Source organism: Thalassoroseus pseudoceratinae, assembly GCF_011634775.1.
Classification (GTDB): Bacteria; Planctomycetota; Planctomycetia; order Planctomycetales; family Planctomycetaceae; genus Thalassoroseus; species Thalassoroseus pseudoceratinae.
Window position 1 is genome coordinate 1,000,616 of sequence record NZ_JAALXT010000003.1, and the last position, 23,753, is coordinate 1,024,368.

Below are 23,753 nucleotides of genomic sequence, written 5' to 3' on the forward strand. Positions count from 1 at the left end.
TCCTTCCGAGAGTATAAATTCTTCCGGCCATGCCCATTCACGTTGCTCTGAACCATCGAACGTCGTACTCGTACGATCGGCTGATTTCGTTGTCGCCTCATGTGGTACGTTTGCGACCGGCTCCGCATTGCCGCACGCCGATTTTGAATTATTCACTCAAGATCGAACCAGAGCCACACTTCATTAATTGGCAGCAGGATCCCTTCGGGAATTATCAAGCTCGGTTGGTTTTCCCCGAGAAAACACGCAAATTCTCGGTCGAGGTTGATCTCAAGGCCGAGATGGTCGTCATCAATCCATTCGACTTTTTCGTCGAAGATTATGCAGAAGAGTTTCCCTTCGAGTACGACGAACATCTCCGCGAAGATCTGCGTCCCTTTCTCCGCACTGAGGATCTTGGACCGGAGTTGACGAAGTTTCTAGAGACCATCGACCGGACGCCACGCAGGACCGCGATCTTCTTGGTCGATCTGAACCAGCAACTTGAAAAACTGATTAATTACACGATCCGCATGGAGCCGGGTGTTCAAACACCTGAGGAAACACTCACCAAGAAGTCGGGCTCGTGTCGCGATACGAGTTGGCTACTCGTTCAAGTGCTTCGACATTGTGGCTTAGCCGCACGATTTGTGTCGGGGTATTTGATTCAGTTGACGGCGGATGAAAAACCGCTGGAAGGGCCGGCGGGTCCGACTGCGGATTTCACCGACTTGCATGCCTGGGCTGAGGTGTATTTGCCGGGCGCTGGTTGGGTGGGGCTCGACCCGACATCGGGATTGTTTGCTGGCGAAGGACACATTCCGCTGGCATGCACGCCCGCACCGAGTTCGGCGGCGCCGATCGAGGGTGGACTCGAAGAATGCGAAACTGAATTCGATTTCGCAATGGAAATTCAACGGGTGCACGAAGATCCCCGTGTCACGAAACCATACACCGAAGAGCAATGGGAAGACGTCCTCAAGGTTGGTCAATCGGTCGACGAGCGTCTCAAGACTGGTGACGTTCGGTTAACGATGGGCGGTGAGCCCACGTTTGTCTCGATCGATGACATGGAAGGCGACGAGTGGAACATAGCCGCCGTCGGGCCGATGAAACGGCAATTGGCCGAGGAATTGATCCGCCGTTTGCGTCGCCGGTTCGCGCCCGGGGGCATGTTGCATTACGGTCAAGGAAAGTGGTATCCCGGTGAATCGCTGCCACGATGGGCGTTGTCGTGTTTTTGGCGAACCGACGGCGAACCGCTTTGGAAGAACGTCGATTTGCTCGCGGATGATCAATCGCCGCAAACGACCACTCCGGAACAGGCAGAGCACTTCACCGAAACGCTTGCGGAGAATCTTGGAGTCGATTCGTGTTGGGTGGTATCCGCGTATGAAGACATCTGGGAGACCATTCGGCAAGAGCATCGCGTGCCGGTCAATGTCGATCCGTTGAAAACCGATGTGGACGATCCCGAGGAACGCCGGCGGTTGGCGCGTGTTCTCAACCGAGGGATTGGCAAACCGACCGGGTTCGTTTTGCCTTTGCGTCGACAATGGTGGCAAGCGAAAGCAGTTGGTCGTTGGGTCAGTGGTCCGTGGCCATTACGTTCGGAGCGAATGTTCCTGATCCCCGGGGATTCGCCCGTCGGTCTGCGACTCCCATTGGATACCTTGCCCGTCGTTCCAAGCTCGGCCCCGCCGACCTTCTTCGAACGCGATCCGTTTGAGGACCGCGAACCGTTACCGCGACACGAGGAGATGTTCCACTCGCAACCGCCAACAGCCGACGAACGTACTGGCGTCGATGGTCCGCGTGTGCAAATGCGGGACGCGGAACCAATGTTGTCCGAAGAAGAACGCATGGAACGCCGTCAGAAATTGCAACCGGCGGCTCCACCGGAAGGCACGATTCGCACGGCATTGTGCGTTGAACCCCGTGACGGACGGCTCTACGTTTTCATGCCACCGGCTGAACGATTGGAAGACTATCTGGAATTGCTCGCTTCGGTTGAAAGCACAGCCGAAGCATTGGGGCTTCCGGTCATCATTGAAGGCTATCTTCCTCCCGATGACCCACGAATCAAAGTGATCAAAGTCACGCCGGATCCGGGTGTGATCGAGGTGAACGTTCAACCGGCTCACGACTGGGAAGAACTGGTTGAAATCACGACCAACATCTACGAGGATGCTCGGCAAACGCGATTGGGCACCGAGAAATTTCAGCTCGACGGGCGACATACGGGGACGGGTGGCGGGAACCACATTGTTCTCGGGGGATCAACGCCTGCCGACAGCCCGTTTCTCCGTCGTCCCGATTTGCTGCGGAGTTTATTGGGATATTGGAATAACCATCCTGCACTGTCCTACTTGTTTTCCGGTATGTTCATTGGGCCGACGAGTCAGGCCCCGCGTGTGGATGAAGGTCGACGAGATTCCATCTACGAGTTGGAATTGGCGTTTGCCCAAATCCCCGATCGCTCGTTCGGAGCCTGTCCGCCCTGGCTGGTTGACCGTGTCTTCCGTCATCTTTTGACAGACCTCACGGGGAACACGCACCGAGCGGAATTCTGCATCGACAAGCTCTACTCACCCGATTCCAGCACAGGCCGACTAGGGTTGCTCGAATTCCGAGCATTTGAGATGCCGCCACATTCGCGGATGAGTCTAGTGCAGCAACTGCTGGTCAGAGCCCTTGTCGCTCGGTTCTGGGAAGTTCCGTCAAACGAGAAACTGATCCGGTGGGGAACGGCGCTGCATGATCGGTTTATGCTTCCGCACTTCTTGAAAGAAGATTTTACCGATGTGATCCGCGAGTTGCAGACCGTCGGAATCGATATGCGTCCCGAATGGTTTGTGCCTCATTTCGAATTCCGATGCCCCGTGCTCGGACATGTCGAGTATGAAGGTGTTCATGTCGAATTGCGGCAGGCGATCGAACCATGGTACGTCCTTGGCGAAGAACCTGGTGGCGGCGGTACGGCTCGCTATGTCGATTCCTCCGTCGAGCGGTTGCAAGTCAAGGCGACGGGGTTGGTGGAATCTCGACACGCCATCCTGTGCAATGGTCGTCGCGTGCCGTTACATCCGACAGGCGAACCCGGTGAGGCGGTTGCTGGTGTCCGGTATCGGGCTTGGCAACCCCCGAGTTGCCTCCATCCGACAATCCCTGTCCATACGCCGTTGGCGTTCGACATTGTGGATCAACGTAATGGACGTTCACTTGGCGGCTGTCGTTATCATGTTGATCATCCCGGTGGGCTGAATCCCACGACGTTTCCAGTCAATGCATTGGAAGCCGAAAGCCGACGTGGTGGCCGATTCTTCCGCACGGGCCACACACCGGGTATACTGTCCGTTCCGCCGGTGGAACGGACACCGGATTTCCCGCTGACGCTCGATCTTCGCCGAACGGTGTGACTCCGGTCTCGACGGCATGAATCGCTCGCGAAGAATTGGCCAGCATGAATCGCAGAGCAAATGAGACCACGATGAACTCGCCGTTTCTGGCAGATCAACTGGCTGTCGGAGACCTCCTGTCTCGTGATTACAAGTCGGCCCCAGGGGTGTTTGATGATTTCATCACCCCCGAAGCCGCAATACGCCCCCAGTGGAAGCCGTTACTTGACTCGCTGCAAGGCAAGCCGCTACGAGAGCTGGATCGCCGCCAGGTGTTGGTCGACCAACTGGTCTACGAGAATGGCGTCACCTTCAACGTCCATCCCGATTCCGACGATCGAATTCGACCATGGGCACTGAACGTCTTGCCCGTCGTCTTCGCAGAGGACGATTGGACAAAGCTTCAAGACGGGTTGGCCCAACGAGGGCGACTGCTCCAGCTGATTCTTGCCGACCTGTACGGCCCACGGACACTTTTGAAACGTCGCCTACTTCCGCCAGCGATTGTGTATGCCAATCGGAATTTTCTGCGTCCGGCCGTGGGAATGCTTCCGGAAGCTCAGGCGTGGATGTTGCCATTGTATTCTGCGGATCTCGCACGAAGTTCCGGCGGCAATTGGTGGGTGATGGCAGATCGGACGGCATCCGCTACCGGGTGCGGTTATGCCCTCGAAAACCGCACCGTGATCTCACAAACTTGGCCACAACTCATTCAAGATTGCCACGTGCAACGGTTAGCCTCGTTCTTCCGAAAGATGCGTGACACGCTGTTGCATCTTTCGCCGCGGAACCTGGAAAACCCGCATGTTGTGTTACTGAGCCCGGGACCAGGCGACCCCTATTATTTTGAGGATGCTTTCCTTGCGCGATACCTGGGCTACACTTTGGTCGAAGGTGGCGATCTCGCTGTGCGAGATGACAAAGTTTGGTTGAAAACGCTTGGCGGATTAATGCCCGTCGATGTCATCTTCCGCCGGGTCTATGAACGCCAACTCGATCCGTTGGAACTCGACGGAACATCGACAATCGGAGTTCCCGGGCTTCTACAGTGCGTTCGGAAAGGCACCGTCTCTATTGCGAATCCGATCGGTAGCGAATTGGTCGAATCGCCCGTGTTTATGGCGTTTCTCCCGCAGCTGTGTCGCGAGCTGTTAGGAGAAGAACTCCAACTCCCGTCCATCGCCACCTGGTGGTGCTACGGTGCTAAAGAGCGACAATATGTGATGGATCACTTCAACAATCTGGTGATCAAACCGGCTTTCGATCCCAGCGGTGGCGAAGAAATTATTGTCGAGCGTCTCAGCGAGGCGGAACGATCCCAGTTGCGAGATCGAATCAACGCCGACCCCGCAAAATTTGTGGCTCAAGAGACAATCGTTCGTTCTACCGCTCCGACGTGGCGTGATGGTCAGCTTCGCAAAGGACATATTGCGTTGCGATCATTCAGTGTTCGGTCGGAGGATACCTTTTCCGTCATGCCGGGGGGATTGATTCGGGTGTCATCCACACCGGACCCCATCGAACTCTCGATCGCCGCGGGAGACGAAAGTAAGGACGCTTGGGTTCTTTCGAGCCGATCTGTCAAACATGAGTCACTGTTCGCCAAGCATGATTCCGAAGTACCTCTCGAACGAATTGGGGCGGCACTTCCCAGTCGTGTTGCGGACAATCTGTATTGGTTGGGACGACACCTCGAACAAGTCGACAGCTCGGCCCGAATCGTGCGATTCCTTGTCGATCGTTTGACCGTCGAACCGAGCTTTGAAATCGATCTCGAGATAGCCGCCTGGGTTCGCGTGTTGGCCAGTCGAGGACTCATCGAACCCGGCTATGCCGTCGAGGAACTCAGTCACACTCTGCCCTCATTGGAGAAAATCCTTTTAAACGCGGTTTACGAAGATGAGGAGCGGCTCAGCCTGCGACAGACCGTGCGGGAAACACTCCGGCTCGCCTCACTCGTGCGGGATCGGGTGTCTCTGGATACCTGGCGGATGGTCAACAGGATGGAACACCGCTTCCGACGCGTGCCGGAGGATTCCGAGCGTGACTTGGGGGATGTTCTGAGCCACCTCAATCAACTCGTCTTCGATATCGCATCGTTTTACGGTCTCACGACCGACAGCATGACACGCGGGCAAGCCTGGAGATTCCTCGATATCGGTCGGCGAATCGAACGCGGATTGCAAATGGTGACGTTGCTCCAAGAAACCCTCGCCCACCATACCGAAGAGCATGTGCCGTTGCTGCAATCGGTATTGGATGTTGCCGATAGCTCGGTCACCTATCGGACACGATACCTGTCGAGAATCCGCCGGGTACCGGTGTTAGATCTCCTGATGACGGATGAATCCAATCCGCGTAGTTTGGGTTTTCAACTGATGATGCTTGACGAACACATCAACCATTTGCCGAAGAATCCGGAACAGGCAACGCGATCGGCGGAGCAAAAGTCGATTCTGTCGGCGTTACATCAAATTCGGATGGCCGATGTCCATGAGTTGTGTGATCCACGGGATAGTCAATCGCGTTCGCTGAACCAATTGTTGCTACGCGTTGAGCAGGAATTGATGAATCTTTCCACATCACTGACTCGGCGGTACCTCGTCCATTCCGGTCCGCCGCGTCACTTGCAAGAGTTCGCTCGGTCCACGTCTTGATTCACTTGTGATTGCTGGGAAGTCGTTCGGTGCTGTATCAGATTACTCACATTACGCGGTACTCGTATCCGCAATCTGTTTCCGTCTGTCATAATCAGGCGTGTTTAACGCCACGCACGTCGGCGGTTCAAACTTGTGAGATGAGTCGCTTACGACTCTATCCGCCACCGGCGACGATGAGCGAGCGCGTCGATTTTTTCGGAAACCAGATTCATCATTTTTCGTTCCATGATGGATTTCAGGAATTGACGATTCGGGCTCAGAGTCGAGTCCGCGTGCAGCGACCGAATGTCGACGCTTCGATGGTTTCACCGGCGTGGGAAGACGTCGTCCGCGAAACCAGCACCGGGAATTCGCCATCGGCCATGGATGCGTTTCAATTTGCGTTTGAGTCCCCGCGCGTCACAATGGCGGATAAGTTCCGAGACTACGGTGCACAAACATTTTCTCCCCAACGCCCGATTTGTGATGCGATTCGGGAATTGACGAATCGCGTGTTCGAGGACTTCACATTCGATGCAAAGGCCACGCATGTCAGCACGACGATCGACGAGGTCTTTGCCAATCGCCGTGGCGTGTGCCAAGATTTTGCTCATGTTATGTTGGCGATCTTGCGTTCTTTCGGATTGCCGTCGCGTTACGTAAGTGGATATCTCCGAACATGTCCTCCCCCCGGCGAGCAACGCATGGTCGGAGCCGATGTTTCGCACGCTTGGGTTTCCATTTGGTGTGGTCAAGAGTTGGGCTGGATCGATACCGACCCAACCAACGATGTGTACGTTGGCAATGACCACGTGACGATCGCGTACGGCCGAGATTACAGCGACATCACACCGGTCAAAGGTGTCTACATCGGTGGCGGACCGCATACGCTCAAGGTTTCCGTAGACGTCGAACCCCTACAAGATCCAACGATTTAGCCCGCCCTCGCTGGTTCGGCTGGCATTCCTCATGTCCGGTCCCTGAGATCGACGGTCGGTCGCTGATCGACCAATACGGACGTGTCTAACTCATTCCCCTCACCCATTCAGAGAGAATCGAAATAAATCGTTTTCCGTAAACCATTTGGCTGAAACAAGAAACGTCAAAGTCAACAGTCGAAAGAGGCATTTTGGCGCGAAATTCGCATTGTGATCACGTTAGCTGCACGAGCACGTCTTGAGTTCGCCGGGCAAGCCGCGAGCGTCAATTGGCGTCTCTCCAATGAGTCGCAATCAGGATTTCAAAATGCAAACCGATTTCGCCTACCAATGCCCAGTTTGTCACCATGACATCACGGTCGCGGACAACGTGATCGGCACAGTCGTGGACTGTCCGAGTTGCGACAGCCCGATTCAGATTGAAGTCCCGGTGGCCCACCAAGTCGATCACTCTCCCACTCCGGAAGCTCCGAGAGTTGACTACGCCGAGCGGGAAGAGAACGTGCTTCGAGAGTTGCACCCGTCGATGTTCCGCAAGCACCCGATTCGATACGTCTTCTACGTCGCGATCATTTTGACGGGGCTGTTGGGCATCGTGAACACCATCGCCAACGGGGAACTCGTCGCCGCTGGGGGTTGGTTGACCTTCACGAACTGGATTCAATGGGCGATCAGCGGGGCTATTACAGTCGCGGGACTCGTGTTGTTCCTGAAATGGTGGCTAGAGATTAAATACACCACCTTGATTGTGACAAGCAAACGAACCATTCTCCGTAAAGGCATCATTTCTCGTGAGACCAGCGAAGTCCAACATGATGATGTGCGGAATATCCAGGTCGATCAAAACATGTATGAACGAATTGTGGGCGTGGGTGACATCGCCATCTCGAGTTCCGGCCAGGATGATCTTGAGATCGAGTGTATCGGTATCGTCCATCCGGAAGATGTGGCCGACGTGGTTCGGGATCTGCAGTAAATCGCATCGCAATTGTTCGCCGAATATGACATCATCAGGGAAAGACGATTTTCGAATCGTCTTTCCCTGTTTCATTGAGTAGCCATGGCGAGACCGCAGCCGATAACGAAGAGCTTGAGTTGCCGTCAATCTCCTTTTACCTAGTCAGGTGCGATGCCCAAAAAAGTGTTGTTTGTCGTAATCGACGCATTGAGTCAGACAATCGTTGACAACGCGTGGAGCGACACGCGGTTGCCGAACCTCCATACGTTGGCGAAGAAAGGCTGGCACCAGCCTTCCATCTCAATTTTTCCGTCAATTACTCCCGCCGCAACCGCTAGCTTGATCACAGGGTGCTTCCCATCCGCCCACAGGATTTCCGGTGCCTACTGGTATGACCGCGAAGCCGAAGTCGTCAACTACTTTGGTACGGATTTGGAAGTCGTCTTGCGGGAAGGAATTGCGAAGTATCTCCGTGATTTTCAGATGCGACTGAACCATGACCATCTGCAATCGCCAACACTGTACCAGCAAGCCGAACGTGCCGGTTTGACAGCGGCTTGTCTCAACTTCATGTGGTTCCACGGTGATGTCCCTCATGAGTTCCAGACGCCTTGGCTCTTCAAATTGATTCCTGATCTATCGCCGGCTGAACGCGTGCATGGCCCGAAGATTTGCTACCTCGGCGACTTCGCCAAGACCCCGTTGCCATCCACTGGCGAGACAATGACCGGTCCCGGCGGACCGCTGCACAAGTTCGGCATGAGTGACGAAACAACAGCCGCGTTTCTTTTACAGCTCTGCGAGGTTGGCTTGCCCGATTTGACGGTGGCGTATTTCCCGGAGAACGATTTCCAGAGTCATTCCGAAGGACCAGCGGAGGCATTGACCGTCATCGAAAAAGTGGACCGAGTTCTCGGCCAAGTGTTTGAACTGCACGGAGGCATTGACGCGATGTTAGAGGAGGTTGCCATTGTCGTAACCGGCGACCATTCGCAATCACCACTTGCAAACGACAATACTGGCATTAATCTCGATGACGTCTTGTCGAATTTTTCGTTGGTGCCGGCGGGAAGTACTTGGCAATCCCATGAAGATTTGATGGTTTGCACAAATCTTCGCTCCGCACAGATCTACTTTCGCAAACCGCACCATGACGACGACGAACACCTGAAGCAGGTCGTGACATCACTGAAACAATGCCCGCGAATCGACCAAATCCTTTGGCGGTCTGGCGATCAAGACGCTTGGACATATCACGTCCATAGTCCACACTGTGACCCGTTGATCTTCTCGCGAGACCCGTCTCGGTTTTCGCAGTCCGCTCATGACGAATTCGGGAACAGTTGGAGTTGGACCGGCGACCTGAGTGGCCTCGATGGCCGCGTAGCCGATGATGGCGTAGTCCGCTTCCGGGACTATCCGAATGCGTTCGAACGGATTGCGGAAGCGTTTTTCGAAGAAACCGGCGACGTTTGGGTCACTGCAAGTCCCGGTTGGGAATTTGTAGTGGCAGGGGTCAAGCCAAACGCGAGCGGTTCGCATGGAACCCTCTCCGCAGAGGACTCCATATCGCCGTTGATCGTCGCCGGTGCTCCCGCGGGTTTTGAGTTTCCAGAGCAACCACGGTCCGTCGATGTGGCTCCGATTTGCTGCCGACTGCTCGGAATCGAAACGATGTGAATTAGCGATCGGAGACGACGACGAATCTCCAATCATTCGCGATTGGCATCATCAAGAAGTTTCCGAACCTTATCGAGCAGAGCTTTTCCATCGATCGGTTTTGGGAGGTAGTCGTCACACCCGGCCTCCAAACACTTGGCACGGTCTCCTTTCATGGCACTGGCGGTGAGTGCGATGATCGGCTGGCGAAATCCGTTCGCACGCAATTCCCGAACCGCTTCGTAGCCGGACAAAACCGGCATCTGCATGTCCATCAACACGGCCTCGAACTCCTGGCCTTCGGTCGCTGCGGATTCGATTTCGTCGATGGCCTCCCGTCCGTTCTTGGCGATGACAGCCTCATAGCCGGCCTTTTTGAGAAAGTGTTCGACCACTCGCCAGACGTCTCGCCGATCGTCGGCAACCAGGACACGACCCGGTGGGCGACTCGTTGGAGCAGTGTCCTCGACTGGAAGCGACCGGGTCGGTTTTCGCACTTCGTTGGCGATGGAATCAATGGTCTCGCCGGCAATCATACACGAACGGGGCAGGGTCAGGGTGAACGTCGTTCCCTGACCGAGTTGGCTCTCGACGCTCAATTTCCCACCTAACAATTCCGCTAACCGCCGGCCAATCGCAAGACCAAGCCCGGTGCCGGCGACTCCGGTGTCCTCGTCGTGAACAAGTCGCGAAAATGGCGCGAAAATCTGCTGGAGTTCGGTTTCCGCAATCCCCGGTCCCGTGTCGCGAACAGCGAACGCAATTTCGCCGTCGGGTGTGGTCCTGATACGAAGTTCCTTGATCCCGTCCGGCGCGTATTTGAATGCATTGCTCAGCAAGTTGCTCAAAATCTGCTTGAGTCGCAGCGGATCGGTCTTCAACGTCTTGGAGACGGGCGTTTCGAGGATCGTCTCGAAGGCATTGTTATCATCTTCGTCGGGCAACTCAAAGAGGCTGCGAAGTTCTCTAACGACTTCGGCCAACAAAAATTCTTCGGACCGAATCGTCAGCATTTGGGCTTCGATTCGCGACAGATCGAGAATGTCGTTGATGATTTCGAGAAGATGGCTGCCATTTCGGTGAATCGTGTCGGCGATTTCCTGTAATCGGCTCAGGTCGGTCTGGGACTGCAACATGTCACAGAACCCAAGAATCGCAGTGAGCGGCGAACGGAGTTCGTGACTCATGTGGGCCAGAAATCGACTTTTGACCTGGTCCGCTTCTTCCGCCTGGGATCTCGCTCGAATCAAGTCAGCTTCGACGGCCTTGAAATGACTGACATCTCGCATGACCGTGGAATAATATTTGACCGTACCGTTGGACGAGCGGTGAGCGATGATCTGCTGCGAGACCGGCAGTTCCGATCCGTTCGAGCGGATCAACGCGGTTTCCCCTTGCCAATGTCCTGTTTTTTCAGCGGTGGGAATCGCCACACTCCGAATTTTCTCCACGGCCCAACGGGGATGGAAATCTTCGATTCGCATTCGCGCGACGTTCCATTGCCCGTCAATTCCGCACATCTGCCGAGCGGCTGCGTTCAAGCTAATCATGCGTCCCTCGCGATCGCATGTGCCGATGAAGTCGGAACTGGCTCCGACTATCGACGACAGGTGCTGCAAATCTCGCTGCAACTGTCCGCGTTCGATCGCATGGTTAATGGCACGTTGTAGGTACGCGCTCGTTTGATCCGCCTGATGAACGACTTCATGGGCCCCCATTCTCAGAAACTCAGCCGACTGATTCCGATCCGAATAGTGACTCATCACCACCAACGAGGAATCAGGCTGCAAGTGTTTCAACCGCTCCAAGATCGACGTGGCTTCGGAAACGCGGCTATCGAGAATGATGACATCAAACCCAGTGTGCCCCGCACAGTGCTCTTCGGCAGACTCCCAATGCCGACAAAACTCCATGCGGATCCGCTGGCCATCCGGCGCCACGACATTTCTTTCAATCGCGTTTGCATCGGCTTCAGACAAGCCGTAATACAAAATGGCCCACATGTCTTTTTGATCCTGCCCAAGCGATGTCGAAATACGGATTGAACGCTAGTTAACGTAAAACGTCCAGCCCAAAACGACGTTATTCCGGCGAAGAACTTCTTCTGACAATATTGCTACGCGGATTCTACGCATGGTAACATAAGCCGCCTCAACAATAACGTTACCTGCAATCAAAATTACTGGTTTCGATCTTCCATCGGCAGACGGACCGCGATTACTGCCACTGGGAGCGCCCGCCGTCCCATGGCTCGGTCATTCACTCCAATATTGAAACGCGATGACAACTCTTTCGCAGAATCATTCAGCTTCGACCAGTCAGACACTCAAGATCGTCGTCGCCCATGCAAACATTGAAACCCGGGAGGTCTTGGAAGACGCCTTACGTGAATTGGGGCATTCCTGTCTCGCGATTGTGACACGCGGCTGCGACTTAATTGCCATGTGCCAAGACCAAATGCAAGTTCCGGACGTCATCGTGTCCGGACTAAAACTCGACGACATGGACGGAGTCGATGCATTGGTGGAATGCAACGAAGTTGCGCAGCAACAATTCCCGGCAATTATCGTCACACCGAAGACCGATCTCAGTGAGGTGGAACACGCGTTGCAAGATCACGTGATGGCCTACCTGATTGAACCGGTTTGCAAGGAAGAGTTGAAGCCGACAATCCACTTGGTCATTCAGCGGTTCCGGGAATTCCAGGAACTCAAAGACCAAGTCAAAGATCTCAAACAAGCCCTCAACGATCGAAAATTAGTCGAACGGGCTAAGGGAATCCTGATGCGGCGGAACCAGCTTTCGGAGGAAGACGCTTACCGTCGCTTGCAAAAACTTGCAAGCAGCAAGCGTCAGCGATTGGCGGAAATCGCATTGGGAATCGTCACTGCCGATGAAGCATTCGACTAACCCACCGTTGCTACCCGTTCAGACGTATCTGACGACGAAGGTTAGTATTCGTCGATCGGGGTGCCGTTCTCAGCCGTTGCGGTGGTGTTGGCTTTGATTCGCCCAGTGGTCGGGTCGTAGAACCAGCCGTAGAGAGGGTTGTCATCGGAGCGAACGGCATCGACATCCGAGACAACCTTGACCCGCGTGGAATTCGTGTACGGATTCGCCGGCAAGTGCTGAATGAAATACGGCCCAAACGGTTTTGTGCCTACGGAGCCGACTTTTCCATCCTCGTCACTGGAGTACAACAACGCATCCTCGAAGTCCCGTGAATCGCGAGAATCTTGGGCTGGGTATTTTCCGTTGTGTTCTTGCGCGTACAACTGAATTTGTTGCCGAAAGACACGCAATCGCGTTCGCGCGATTTTTTCCAAGTCGTCCGGGGTTTGGATTGCAACCTGCGGCAAAATCCCAACCGCCAAGACGCCCAGAATCGCGGTGAACATCAGGACTTCAACCAAGGTAAATCCACGATGTCGACGAGAAGGAACCAATGACATACGGTGAATCCTTCCGAGAAAACTGGCGAGATGATGCGTGGCAAGCAGGGCGGGGCAATTTCGACAAGGAATTCGGTTCTCTCACGAAACTGTCCAGTGAAACCTACACCGGGCGGGGATGATGTCAAAAGAAAACGTGACGTCGCGTATCGGAAACATTCTTCGTCCGGAAAGTGACCGTTGTCACCGGAACAATCGTTCGCATTCGCACGAGTAAGACCAGCGAAATCAGTCCGTCGCTGAAGGTTCGATCCGAACTGCGAACGGGATATACTTCGGTTTTGCAACCGCCGTCAGTCATTGAACGAACAACGCAACAAACTATATGAGTCCAACCGAAGATCAACCAACTGGCCCGCGATTCGTTGTCGGGATTGACTTGGGCACCACGAATTCGGCGGTGGCCTATGTCGACGTCGAAGAGTCCAATTGGTCCATCCAAACTTTTGAGATCCCGCAACTCGTCGCCGCTGGTGAAGTCGAGTCGCACGGCACACTGCCAAGCTTCCACTACGAGGCGACCGCTGAGGAGCTTTCTTCTGAATCGTTGAGACTCCCCTGGAACCAAGAAACCGATTCCCGATGGTTTGTGGGAGTGTTCGCCCGCGAGCAAGGCCGCATGGTTCCCGGACGTGCGATTGCGTCGGCCAAGAGTTGGTTGTGTCACTCCGGAGTGGACCGCACGGCTGACCTTTTGCCTTGGCACGGTGCGACCGATGTCGAGAAACTATCCCCCGTCGCTGTCAGTGCTCGATTCCTGCAACACATTCGCTCCGCCTGGGATCGAAGGTTCCCCGAACATCCGCTTGCGGAACAAGAAATCGTGCTGACGTTGCCGGCCTCGTTCGATGAAGTTGCACGGGAGTTAACCGTCCAAGCCGGTCGGCAAGCGGGTCTGCCGCGACTCGTGCTCATCGAAGAACCGCAGGCGGCGTTTTATTCTTGGATCAATCGGCACCGGGCCGATTGGGATCAACTCGTCACACCTGGTCAGCGAATTTTGGTGTGTGACATCGGTGGCGGCACGAGCGACTTTACATTGATCCAAGTTCGCCGGGCTTCCGCGGACGACCAACAGGACGCCCAGGTTGCGTTTCACCGGATTGCCGTGGGAGAGCATTTGATTCTCGGGGGTGACAACCTCGATTTGGCGTTGGCTCACCATTTGGAACAGAAACTGACGCCGAACGGAAAACTCGAACCGCGACAGTGGTCGGTCTTGGTCCGGCAATGTCGGCAGGTCAAAGAAGACCTGCTCAAAGACGATGCCCCGGAGAAAGTCACGGTCACGTTGCCGGGAAGCGGATCGCGTCTAATTGGCAGTGGACTCCAGGCGGAAATCACACGGGATGAAGCCCTGGAGATCCTACAAAGCGGTTTTCTTCCCACAGTTGAGCTGGAAACACAGCCACAATCTCGGCAATCGGGGTTTCAGGAATTCGGTTTGCCGTACGCACAAGACGCGGCCATCACACGGTATCTGGCCGCATTTTTGACGGCTCACCGCGATGTGTCGATCGATGACAGTGACATCCCCACCGACCACGATCCCGCCCGTCCCGACATCATTTTGTTCAACGGTGGATTCTTCGCGTCGACCGTGCTGCGGCAGCGATTGATCGATCAGGTGACGAACTGGTTCTCCACCGATGACGCGGATTGGTCGCCAATCGTGCTACAGAACGATCGGCTCGATCTCGCCGTCGCTCACGGGGCTGCTTATTATGGGATGGTTCGACGTGGCGAAGGAGTGCGGATTGCGGCGGGGCTCGCACGAACTTACTACGTCGGTATCGAAGACGCACACGGCAATCAGCAGGCAATGTGTCTGCTTCCCGCGGGAATCGAGGCTGGTGAAGATGTCGAAATCGCAGAACCGTCGTTTCTATTGCAACTCTCTGAGCCCATCGAGTTCCCATTATTCGTCTCCAGCACCCGCCTGACCGATCGGCCCGGTGAGATCGTTCCGATCGACCCGGAACAAATGCGGGCGTTGCCGCCGATTCGAACTGTACTCAAATCACGTGGGCAAGCCACGAGCGAACCGATTCCGGTGGAACTCGTCGGGAAGTTGACCGAAGTCGGCACGATGGAACTATGGTGTCGGCAGACGAACGGCTCACGAAGTTGGCAATTGCAATTCGATGTCCGTACTGCCACCCAAACGGATATTGCGGCTCATGAGTCCGCCGCCGAAGCTGAGGGAATCCTTTCTGAAACTGATCGGAAGGATGCCGACGAAGTCATCGAAGGCACATTCGGTAAGAGTTCCACAGTCAAACCGTCTCGGATGATGAAAGACATTGCCCGTCGCATGTCGTTGAGTCGATCCGAATTCCCGAGTTCCCTGCTGCGGTCGATGTGGGAAACCCTGATGGATCATGAAAGTGGTCGGCGTCGGAGTCCGCAACACGAGGCTCGTTGGCTCAACGCGATCGGTTTCTGTTTACGTCCTGGATACGGGTTTGCACTCGACGATTGGCGAGTCTTGGAAACGTGGAAGACATTGCAAGGCAAACTCGTGCACGCCGATCCTCAATGCCGGGCGGAGTGGTGGGTCTTGTGGAGACGATTGGGCGGCGGATTATCCGCCGGTCAGCAAACGGCACTTGCGACGCCGCTGCTAAGTTCCATTCGTCCCCTGCACAAACAAATGACGAGTGGACGCGGCAAAGGTGGAGCCGGTCTAACGGACAACTCGCACGAGCAATCGGAAATCTGGCGAATGTTGGGTTCCTTCGAATTGTTGAAGGTTCCGGTCCGAATCGAACTTGGTCGCATTCTGCTTGATCTTTACGACCGTCCAAAAATGCAACCGGTGCAAGATGCGTTGTTGTGGGCGTTGGGACGCGTGGGACAGCGTGTGCCGTTGTACGGGCCATTGAATTCGGTCCTGCCGCCGGAAATTGTGGCGGGCTGGGTTGAGAAACTCTTGGACAAGCCGAAACCGGGTTCCTTAGGATTACTGGCGGTCATGTTGCTCGCCCGACGGACCGATGATCGGTTTCGCGATTTGCCAGCAGCCCTGCGAGATCGGGTCTCCGTTTGGTTGGAAACCGAAGACGCACCGCCGCACTGGGTGCAATTGGTTCGCGAAGGTGGTGAGTTCGATCAAACTGAGGAAGGGCAGATTTTTGGCGAGTCACTTCCACCGGGATTGCGACTTCAAAAATAAAGTCCGTTTCGAGCGTTCATCGTATGCGTTGCATGGGAAGTTGTGTTTCGTTCTGATATCCCCTCGAACAATCTGAAACGGATTGGTCACCAATCAACACCGTGAGAGCCGTTATGACGCCATCCCCCGACAAGCCACGGTCTCGGCGAAAGTTCCGCGAGTTCCCGCATATCGGTTGGCGAGAGTGGGTTTCCCTGCCGGACCTTGGCGTTGACTTTATCAAGGCTAAAATTGATACCGGTGCCCGAACATCCTCCATTCACGCTTACGAGATTGAACCATTTGAACGCGACGGCGAGCAGTACGTACGATTCGAACTCCACCCCGTGCAACGAAACACCAAAGAGACAATCCGCACGGAAGCCAAGTTACTGGAATATCGACGTGTAACGAGTTCCAACGGTCATCAATCGTCACGACCGGTCATCGTCACGAATGTCCGACTACTCGATCAAGTTTGGCCGATCGAATTAACGCTGGCCAATCGCGATACAATGGGTTTTCGGATGCTGCTCGGTCGGGAATCGATACGCGATCGGTTTTTGATCGATGCCGGACGTTCCCATCTTGGGGGAGTCCCGGAGGCCATGCGAAAGAGTCCGTCGAAGAAAAAATCACCCAAGCCCTCAGACAAGAAGTCATCATGAAAATTGCTTTACTGTCGCGGAAAGCGTCGCTGTATTCGACCCGCCGACTCCGCGAAGCGGCCGAGGAACGTGGGCATGTCGTGAAGATTGTGGACTACCTGCGGTGTTATATGGACATCACCGCGAACCGACCGAAGGTCATGTACCAAGCCGAACCATTGGACGACTTCGAAGCCGTCATCCCGCGGATTGCGTCAACCTGGACGTTCTACGGAACGGCCGTCGTCCGGCAATTTGAGATGATGAATGTATTCACGACGAACGACTCGCTCGCGATTAGCCGATCACGCGACAAACTCCGCTGCATGCAACTCCTCGCCCGCAAAGGCATTGGATTGCCCGTGACGGGTTTTGCGCATGCAACGAAAGATATCGACGGACTGCTGAACATCGTCGGCGGGGCACCGGTTGTCATCAAACTTTTGGAAGGCACTCAAGGGATCGGAGTGATTCTCGCCGAGACCCGCAAAGCGGCGGAGGCGGTCATTGAAGCCTTTCGCGGACTCGATGCGAACATCCTTGTTCAAGAGTACATCAAAGAAGCCGGCGGTTCGGATATTCGTTGCTTCGTGGTGGGTGATCGAGTTGTGGCAGCGATGAAGCGACAGGCCAAACCGGGTGAGTTCCGCTCGAACATCCATCGCGGCGGATCGGCGGAAAAAATCAAACTGACACCGGAAGAACGCAGCACGGCGGTCCGCACGGCGAAAGCGTTATCGTTGAATGTGGCTGGGGTGGATATTCTTCGCTCGAATCATGGCCCGGTTGTGATGGAAGCCAATTCGTCTCCGGGACTTGAGGGAATCGAACAGGCCACCGGAGTGAATGTGGCTTCCAAGATCATCGAATTCATCGAGAAAAACGCCGAGAAAGGTGTCAAGAAGATCCGTAGCAAAGGCTAAAATCCGAGTTTTCTTTGGGGAATCGCTGGGAATTGGGCAGTTTTGCGGTTTATACTTGAGATACGTCATCGGAATCGACTGTTTTGGCCTCGAAGCCAATGATTCTCTGGTCGTTACAAAATACGGCGTTTCGCCCGTTCATGAATAAAGTTTTGTTATGCAGGTTCGACTTGTTGTCTCAGGAAGGCAAGCCAATCACAAGGTTGTTGTGCTGAAGCCAGAAACCTTGATCGGTCGTAGTGCGGAATGCAACTTACGTGTTGCATCGAAGGAAATCAGCCGAAAACACTGCCGAATTTTGGTGACTGACGATACCGTCTCTATCCGGGATCTGGGCAGCGCGAACGGAACGTTCATCAACGGATATCGGCTGGACGCAGACACCGATTATACGGTCGCTCCCGACAGCGAACTCACGGTCGGCGGCGTCGACTTCCTCGTTCAATTCACGCCACCCGCCAACGAGGCAAGTGAAGAAGACCACACGGTCGCGGAGTCTGAACAGGCTTCGCGTCCCAAAACGGTCTCCAAAGTTCCCGACGAGACGGTTGCCGAAGCGCCGGTCGAGCAAGTTGAAGAGGAGTGGGACTCCGAAGATTCCGGGGAAATTCCATTGTCCACGGAAGAGGGCGAAGAGCTTCAGGATTCGGATGCTGCGATCCCCATCGATGATGATCTCGACGATCTCACCGGCAACGCAGAGTCATCGGACCCAGCACTACCAGTGGATGCAGATTCTGACGAATTGCTTGTCGACGATGACGATCCTGGAACCGTCGCTGAAGTGATGGACGTCGACGAGGATGCCAACATCGAAGACGAGGAATTCACCCAGTTCGCTGATGACGAGGAAGAGGCACGTCTCACCCAAGCCGACGACGATTCCGAAGAGGAAAGCGACGTCACCGAGGATGACATTTCGAATTTCCTATCGGGAGCGGACAGCGATTCCGAAGATAGTGACGAAAGTCTAGGCGACTTTCTCAAGAGCATCGATTAAGGCAAGAGCTTGAGTAGAACTTGAGCTGAACCGATCCGGCCTCCGTGACCCCGCTGCAATTTCACTCGCAATTCAACACCTCATGGCACGCTCACGAATTCTGTTAGTCAGCCGGGACCTGATGTTTAGTTCGCCCATCATGGGTGATGCCAAACGCCAGGGCTTTGAACTCGTCGTCGAGGCGAACGCTGAGCGAGCAAGTCAACGAGCGGTTGAGGAGAGTTGGTTCCGAGTGATTCTCGACCTTAGTCACCCTCAGATCGATCCGTCAGCGTTTGCAGATTGCTCGGCATCGGTCATCGCTGTTGGCCCCCATGTCCACCGAGCGAAGTTGGAGCAAGCTCGGGAAGCAGGGTGTGCGATGGTATTGACGAACGGTCAGTTCGCCGCCAATCGAAGTGAGATCTTCGCCCAGTTGGCGAGTGAAGAAGACTAGCAGAGAGTCGACACGCAAAACGACAGTGGATGACACTGCAAGAAACGGCGACGAAGCACCCGTTCAGTCGCAGACAGCGTTGCTAGCAATCTGTTGAGATTCTCTCAGGGCTTCAATTTCCTCGACCGGCAACGTTAGCGGTATCTGTAGCGGATCTTGAAGCAGCGTTTTCTTCTGCAACAAATCAGCAACCAATTCCACCGAGCGGGGACGCGAATAGTAGAAACCTTGCCCGAGCTCGCAGCCCAGTTCCCGGAGGATTTCGTGCTGCTCCACGAATTCGATCCCCTCGGCGGTCACATCCATATCCAAATTGTGCGCCAAGTCGATGATCGATTTCACAATCTCGATCGCTTGCTTCGATTGTGTCATTCGCCGTACGAATGAGCGGTCGATCTTCACCGTGTTGATTGGGAATCGTTGCAGATAACTGAGTGACGAGTGTCCGGTGCCAAAGTCGTCAATGCAAACTCGCACACCAGCCCAGTACAGAATCATCAGTGATTGAGCGGCGACATCCGGATTCAACATGATTGTTGATTCCGTAATTTCGAGCTTCAAATCATGACATTCCAGCGAGTGCTCCTCGAGGCTATCCAGAACAATCCGAACCAACGCCGGGTCGGCAAATTGGAGACTCGAGACATTGACCGCCATGAACAAGTCTGTCATCTCCGGGAACTCGCGACGCCATGTCGCCAATTGGCGACATGCCTCGTTGAGCGTCCACAAACCCAGTTTGACGATAGATCCCGTTTCCTCGGCGACCGGAATGAAGTCATTGGGTGAGATCATCCCATGGACGGGGTGCGACCAACGTGCCAGGGCTTCGAAGCCAAGTATGGCCCCCGTCTCCATGTCGACAATCGGTTGATACTGAAGCTCGTACTCTCCCCGCTCGACCACTTTCCGAAGATCCACTTCCAACGCAAATCGCTCGCGGGAATGAGTTCGCATCGATGGATGGAAAATGCAACTGCGTCCTTTCCCAAGTGATTTCGCATGGTACATGGCGGAGTCGGCATCGCGAAGAAGCGATTCGAGACATTTGGTGCGTTCGCTTCCCAAAGACACTCCGACACTCGCCGAGATTTCTACCTCGTGACCCTCTAACCAAACCGGTTTGGCCAGCTTTTCAAGAACCGTATCAGCGACTTGGGCTGGAATGTTCGTATCTTGGATGTCGCTCAGTAGGATCACAAACTCATCACCACCAAAACGGGCTAACATCGAGCGAACACCGCAATTTGCACCGCTTTTCCGCGAAAATGCCCGCAACGCCATCTCAAGACGATTCGCAACCGCAACCAGCAATTCATCGCCCGCATGGTGCCCAAGACTATCGTTCACGAATTTGAAGCGATCCAGGTCAAGAAAGAGAATCGCGAACTGCTTGCCGCCGTCTTCTTTGGATGCCTTCCAGGCTGTTTCCAACCGATCGGTGAAGAGAATTCGGTTCGGCAAGCCGGTGACTGGATCAGCGGCTTTCCCACGGGTGATGTCTGTTAGCGAACCGGCAATGCGGACGGGCGATCCCGCTTCGTCATGTACGGCGACCCCGCGTGCGAGCATCCAGTGGTAAACATCGTCCTGATGCGAGATCCGATGCTCACATTCAAAACGCTGCATCTCTCCCGCAAGATGGCGGGACAACGCATCTTGCACGTATGGCAGGTCTTCCGGATGAATCCTGGAAAACCACTCTTGAGGCGAATCGCCGATTTCGTCGCCGCTATAACCCAGCATTTCTTTCCAACGCGGGAAGAAATAGACGGTATTCGACTGCAGATTCCAGTCCCACAAACCATCGTTGGAACCGAAGTTGGCCAACGCATACCGGGCTTCACTCACCTTGATGGAGTTCGCGTGTTTCACACAGTTCAGCTGTTGACGCACACGCGACACGAAAACCGAAGTCGCCACTGGCAGAACAATAACGTCATTGGCGCCGGCATCAAACAGGCTAACTTGAGTTTCCGGCTGCGTATTCTCCGTGATCACAATCACTGATAGCTCAGCGACGTTGCGGCTCCGTCGGATGAGGTGGATGACATCCAGCGTGTCGTCCGCAAGTTGCTGATGGTCGAGAATGACAGCGTCTGTATGGTGACGGGCGATCCGGCGTTCGATGTCAGTTCCATCGGGAACGGTCGTGACACGGATCTTCGTGGTGGCCAAGGAATCGATGAACTCGACTCGCTGTCGAGAGCAATCGACAAAGATTAGGTTTCCTTGGCAATCCGGCATGTCAAATTACCTGTCGAGAAATCTGGCTCGTGAATGACCAACGAGTTTGCGAATGAATCCCAGAGTCAATGCGTCGGACTCCGAGTGAATTCACCAGGGTGGCAGCAAAACGGTTCATCCATGAGTTGGGGGCAAGCCGCGAAGTCTCGTGAATCATAGCCTACCGCCCTTTACTCGTTCGGATTTTGCTGGATGGTATAATAAAAAAAACAACGAAATGTTCGCAAATTGAACTACATGAACGGTGTGCCCCCAACAATATTGGTCAAACCGATATGGAACCTACCACAATTTGGGTTGGTATTGCGTTGCCAATGTGGCAAGCTGCCGATTCTTCCGTTTATTTCGATTCTGATTTTCTGACCGGAGATGACTGTGTTTGATCAATCAATGATCGAGTTGCTGCAAGAGCGGCACGATTTCCCCTGCGCGTTTACTTTCAAAGCGATTGGACGGTCAGATGCTGCATTCACAGCGAGGGTATTGTCGGCGGTTCGGCAGCATCTCGATGCCGAAGAAGACCCGCCTCACTCGTTGCGAGAAACTTCGGGTGGTCGACATGTCGCAATCACAGTGGAACCGGTGGTCGAATCGGCGACCCAAGTGCTTTCCATTCATCAGGCAATTGCGGAAATTGACGGTTTGGTTGTTCAATTGTGAGTCGAACGGAAGCCGCCGCATGGTCGATGCCAACATTTGAGTGAGATCTGTCATGAAACTGACGAAATCTGTCTTCTGGCCGAATCAGTTTGCGTCGCTGTTCTTCGCAGGATTTCTTTTCTGCATCCAGTTTGAGCCATCGAATGCCGAGGACTACACGAATCTGGAAATCCGTGAAGCCAGTCAGTTGGAAGTTCAGTTTCCCGATCTCGCCAATACGGAATTGTCCATTCCATCGAATACCACCGAAGCCGATGCGTTTTTGTCGCAGACGTTCCAACCGGTGATCGATCACATTTCCGAAATGCCGAGTGATCTCATCGAAGAAGCCGCAGCCGCTTTTCAGCGTGCACGGGTCCGTTTGACGAACGACACACGTCCCAAAGACGAAGAGTTCCGCTTAGCGAATGATATGCGAAAGAACTTGGCGGAGTACAAATTTCGTCCAATCACCATTTACGGCAGACTTCAGAGTCTCAGCCCTCTGACATCATCCAACGATGATGACGAACCAACGCTCAAACTCGGAGAAATGAATTTCGTTGGAACGGACGAGCAACGCATCCGATTCCTCGTGCAAAATGTGCCTACCGATTTCCCGACCGGCGATGAATTGAATCACCCCGTGTCGCTAACCGGTTTCTTCGTGCCGGTGAACGTGGGAGATGACCAAACTGCCCCGCAATCAAGTGTCGAAGGAATCGTGATTGCCCCTTGGTTGGAAGCACATCACGCGGCGTTGGACCCGCAGTTGTTCGCCGAGGTTCGGGATCGAACCGTGGGAATTGAACCGGCCGAGCGGAGTCCGATGATGAAAACGCTCGCCCATACTCGGCTGATCGACTACGCCGATCAGAAGCAGCTGGCGACCAAGGTTTGGGAGGAAATGCAGTCCGAGATTCAGAAAGAGCAGACCGAAGATTCCGAGCCGGCCAATCGGCAACGGTCGGACATCCTGTTTGTTGATCTATTTAAAAACCCCGATCTCTATCGCGGGAAGCCTGTGACACTGAGCGGAACCCTGCGATCCCTCGCGAAGTGGCCAAATTCCAACGTCAATGGGTTTGAAATCGACTCCGTATATGAGGCTCGCATCTTCCCCGAGGATGGCCAATCCAATCCAGTGATCGTCAACTTCTTGGAGAAGCCGACTCAAATACCGATTAGCGATGACCTCAACGAACCCGTGCAATTCACTGGCTATTTCTTCAAAATGTACGGATACGCCGATCAGGCGGATGTCTTACGCGTTGCGCCGTTGTTTCTGGCTCGAAAAATCGAACCGGTTCCGGTTGTGAGTGCCGGTTCCGCAGACGAATGGATCTTGATTGTCGGCGGCGGGATCTTGCTGCTCATCATTGGATTTGTTTGCTACGCTCGGTTCAACGATCGGCGTTTCCAGAAAGAATGGCAGGAAAAACACACGGATCCCGCCCCCGATCTCACGCAACTGGAATAATTTCCAAAAAATCCACGAACATGGATTAATTATTGTTGCCAACCGCGAAGACTCCGCTATACTGCGATTAATTCATTCGTGTGCGGAATCCGGGTGTTTATCGAGACGAATTCATTTCCCCCTTGCACACATCAATACCCCGTTGGTTAACCCATACCAGCGGGGTTGCTTTGTTTGGTACGTGCAAAATCCTGTAATTCGCTG

General features: G+C 54.4%; 17 protein-coding genes. 14 read left to right on the forward strand and 3 right to left on the reverse strand.

Going from position 1 to position 23,753, the window contains the following annotated elements; all coding sequences use genetic code 11:
• Positions 1-29: 29 nt before the first annotated feature.
• From G6R38_RS13880 to G6R38_RS13900, 5 genes are all read left to right on the forward strand, one after another.
• Positions 30-3,398 carry a transglutaminase family protein gene (locus tag G6R38_RS13880; protein ID WP_166826289.1) on the forward strand — a complete coding sequence of 1,123 codons (3,369 nt, stop codon included), beginning with the start codon at positions 30-32 and terminating at the stop codon, positions 3,396-3,398.
• Positions 3,399-3,469: 71 nt separating this feature from the next.
• The gene (locus tag G6R38_RS13885; RefSeq protein WP_166826292.1) at positions 3,470-6,034 is read left to right on the forward strand and encodes a circularly permuted type 2 ATP-grasp protein; all 2,565 of its coding nucleotides are present in this window, start codon (positions 3,470-3,472) and stop codon (positions 6,032-6,034) included.
• 29 nt (positions 6,035-6,063) lie between these two features.
• The gene (locus tag G6R38_RS13890) at positions 6,064-6,954 is read left to right on the forward strand and encodes a transglutaminase family protein (protein ID WP_166826295.1); all 891 of its coding nucleotides are present in this window, start codon (positions 6,064-6,066) and stop codon (positions 6,952-6,954) included.
• A gap of 307 nt (positions 6,955-7,261) precedes the next feature.
• Positions 7,262-7,930, forward strand: a complete 669-nt coding sequence (locus tag G6R38_RS13895) for a PH domain-containing protein (RefSeq protein ID WP_166826299.1) — start codon at positions 7,262-7,264, stop codon at positions 7,928-7,930.
• Between the two features lie 153 nt (positions 7,931-8,083).
• Positions 8,084-9,592 (forward strand): alkaline phosphatase family protein, encoded by a 1,509-nt coding sequence (locus tag G6R38_RS13900; protein ID WP_166826304.1) that lies wholly within the window; start codon positions 8,084-8,086, stop codon positions 9,590-9,592.
• 32 nt (positions 9,593-9,624) lie between these two features.
• Here G6R38_RS13900 and G6R38_RS13905 read toward each other — a convergent pair whose 3' ends face one another.
• The gene (locus G6R38_RS13905; RefSeq protein ID WP_166826311.1) at positions 9,625-11,574 is read right to left on the reverse strand and encodes an ATP-binding protein; all 1,950 of its coding nucleotides are present in this window, start codon (positions 11,572-11,574) and stop codon (positions 9,625-9,627) included.
• Positions 11,575-11,851: 277 nt separating this feature from the next.
• Between G6R38_RS13905 and G6R38_RS13910 the strand changes: the two genes are divergently transcribed.
• Positions 11,852-12,481: an ANTAR domain-containing response regulator gene (locus G6R38_RS13910; protein ID WP_166826317.1), complete on the forward strand. Its 630-nt coding sequence runs from the start codon at positions 11,852-11,854 to the stop codon at positions 12,479-12,481.
• Between the two features lie 41 nt (positions 12,482-12,522).
• Here the strand turns inward: G6R38_RS13910 and G6R38_RS13915 are convergent, their stop codons facing one another.
• Positions 12,523-13,023 (reverse strand): type II secretion system protein, encoded by a 501-nt coding sequence (locus tag G6R38_RS13915; RefSeq protein WP_166826320.1) that lies wholly within the window; start codon positions 13,021-13,023, stop codon positions 12,523-12,525.
• Here G6R38_RS13915 and G6R38_RS28255 point away from each other — a divergent pair.
• From G6R38_RS28255 to G6R38_RS13940, 6 genes are all read left to right on the forward strand, one after another.
• A complete protein-coding gene (locus G6R38_RS28255; RefSeq protein WP_261345385.1) occupies positions 13,017-13,145 on the forward strand; it encodes a hypothetical protein in 129 nt (42 codons plus the stop codon). The genes G6R38_RS13915 and G6R38_RS28255 overlap by 7 nt on opposite strands.
• A gap of 203 nt (positions 13,146-13,348) precedes the next feature.
• Positions 13,349-16,198, forward strand: coding sequence for an Hsp70 family protein (locus G6R38_RS13920; RefSeq protein WP_166826323.1), 2,850 nt, complete (start codon positions 13,349-13,351; stop codon positions 16,196-16,198).
• A gap of 113 nt (positions 16,199-16,311) precedes the next feature.
• The gene (locus G6R38_RS13925; RefSeq protein WP_166826326.1) at positions 16,312-16,845 is read left to right on the forward strand and encodes an ATP-dependent zinc protease family protein; all 534 of its coding nucleotides are present in this window, start codon (positions 16,312-16,314) and stop codon (positions 16,843-16,845) included.
• Positions 16,842-17,747: a 30S ribosomal protein S6--L-glutamate ligase gene (gene rimK / locus G6R38_RS13930; protein WP_166826329.1), complete on the forward strand. Its 906-nt coding sequence runs from the start codon at positions 16,842-16,844 to the stop codon at positions 17,745-17,747. The genes G6R38_RS13925 and rimK overlap by 4 nt, the downstream gene beginning before the upstream one ends.
• 157 nt (positions 17,748-17,904) lie before the next feature.
• Entirely contained in the window at positions 17,905-18,747 is an 843-nt protein-coding gene (locus G6R38_RS13935; RefSeq protein ID WP_166826332.1) for an FHA domain-containing protein, read from the forward strand.
• 82 nt (positions 18,748-18,829) lie between these two features.
• Complete coding sequence (locus G6R38_RS13940) at positions 18,830-19,183, forward strand: hypothetical protein (protein WP_166826335.1); 354 nt, start codon at positions 18,830-18,832, stop codon at positions 19,181-19,183.
• A gap of 63 nt (positions 19,184-19,246) precedes the next feature.
• Here the strand turns inward: G6R38_RS13940 and G6R38_RS13945 are convergent, their stop codons facing one another.
• Positions 19,247-21,430 carry a putative bifunctional diguanylate cyclase/phosphodiesterase gene (locus G6R38_RS13945; RefSeq protein WP_166826340.1) on the reverse strand — a complete coding sequence of 728 codons (2,184 nt, stop codon included), beginning with the start codon at positions 21,428-21,430 and terminating at the stop codon, positions 19,247-19,249.
• Positions 21,431-21,805: 375 nt separating this feature from the next.
• Here G6R38_RS13945 and G6R38_RS13950 point away from each other — a divergent pair, with 375 nt between their 5' ends.
• Together G6R38_RS13950 and G6R38_RS13955 are read left to right on the forward strand one after the other, a co-directional pair.
• Entirely contained in the window at positions 21,806-22,090 is a 285-nt protein-coding gene (locus G6R38_RS13950; RefSeq protein WP_240928193.1) for a YbeD family protein, read from the forward strand.
• Positions 22,091-22,142: 52 nt separating this feature from the next.
• Entirely contained in the window at positions 22,143-23,549 is a 1,407-nt protein-coding gene (locus G6R38_RS13955; protein ID WP_166826345.1) for a hypothetical protein, read from the forward strand.
• Positions 23,550-23,753 lie beyond the last annotated feature (204 nt).

What these genes read in the sequence shown, in the direction of transcription:
- G6R38_RS13880 (WP_166826289.1), top strand. Translation starts at nt 30, where the DNA reads ATGCCCATTCACGTTGCTCTGAACCATCGAACGTCGTACTCGTACGAT.
- G6R38_RS13885 (WP_166826292.1), top strand. Translation starts at nt 3,470, where the DNA reads ATGAACTCGCCGTTTCTGGCAGATCAACTGGCTGTCGGAGACCTCCTG.
- G6R38_RS13895 (WP_166826299.1), top strand. Translation starts at nt 7,262, where the DNA reads ATGCAAACCGATTTCGCCTACCAATGCCCAGTTTGTCACCATGACATC.
- G6R38_RS13900 (WP_166826304.1), top strand. Translation starts at nt 8,084, where the DNA reads ATGCCCAAAAAAGTGTTGTTTGTCGTAATCGACGCATTGAGTCAGACA.
- G6R38_RS13905 (WP_166826311.1), bottom strand. Translation starts at nt 11,574, where the DNA reads ATGTGGGCCATTTTGTATTACGGCTTGTCTGAAGCCGATGCAAACGCG.
- G6R38_RS13910 (WP_166826317.1), top strand. Translation starts at nt 11,852, where the DNA reads ATGACAACTCTTTCGCAGAATCATTCAGCTTCGACCAGTCAGACACTC.
- G6R38_RS28255 (WP_261345385.1), top strand. Translation starts at nt 13,017, where the DNA reads ATGACATACGGTGAATCCTTCCGAGAAAACTGGCGAGATGATGCGTGG.
- G6R38_RS13915 (WP_166826320.1), bottom strand. Translation starts at nt 13,023, where the DNA reads ATGTCATTGGTTCCTTCTCGTCGACATCGTGGATTTACCTTGGTTGAA.
- G6R38_RS13920 (WP_166826323.1), top strand. Translation starts at nt 13,349, where the DNA reads ATGAGTCCAACCGAAGATCAACCAACTGGCCCGCGATTCGTTGTCGGG.
- G6R38_RS13925 (WP_166826326.1), top strand. Translation starts at nt 16,312, where the DNA reads ATGACGCCATCCCCCGACAAGCCACGGTCTCGGCGAAAGTTCCGCGAG.
- rimK (WP_166826329.1), top strand. Translation starts at nt 16,842, where the DNA reads ATGAAAATTGCTTTACTGTCGCGGAAAGCGTCGCTGTATTCGACCCGC.
- G6R38_RS13935 (WP_166826332.1), top strand. Translation starts at nt 17,905, where the DNA reads ATGCAGGTTCGACTTGTTGTCTCAGGAAGGCAAGCCAATCACAAGGTT.
- G6R38_RS13940 (WP_166826335.1), top strand. Translation starts at nt 18,830, where the DNA reads ATGGCACGCTCACGAATTCTGTTAGTCAGCCGGGACCTGATGTTTAGT.
- G6R38_RS13945 (WP_166826340.1), bottom strand. Translation starts at nt 21,430, where the DNA reads ATGCCGGATTGCCAAGGAAACCTAATCTTTGTCGATTGCTCTCGACAG.
- G6R38_RS13955 (WP_166826345.1), top strand. Translation starts at nt 22,143, where the DNA reads ATGAAACTGACGAAATCTGTCTTCTGGCCGAATCAGTTTGCGTCGCTG.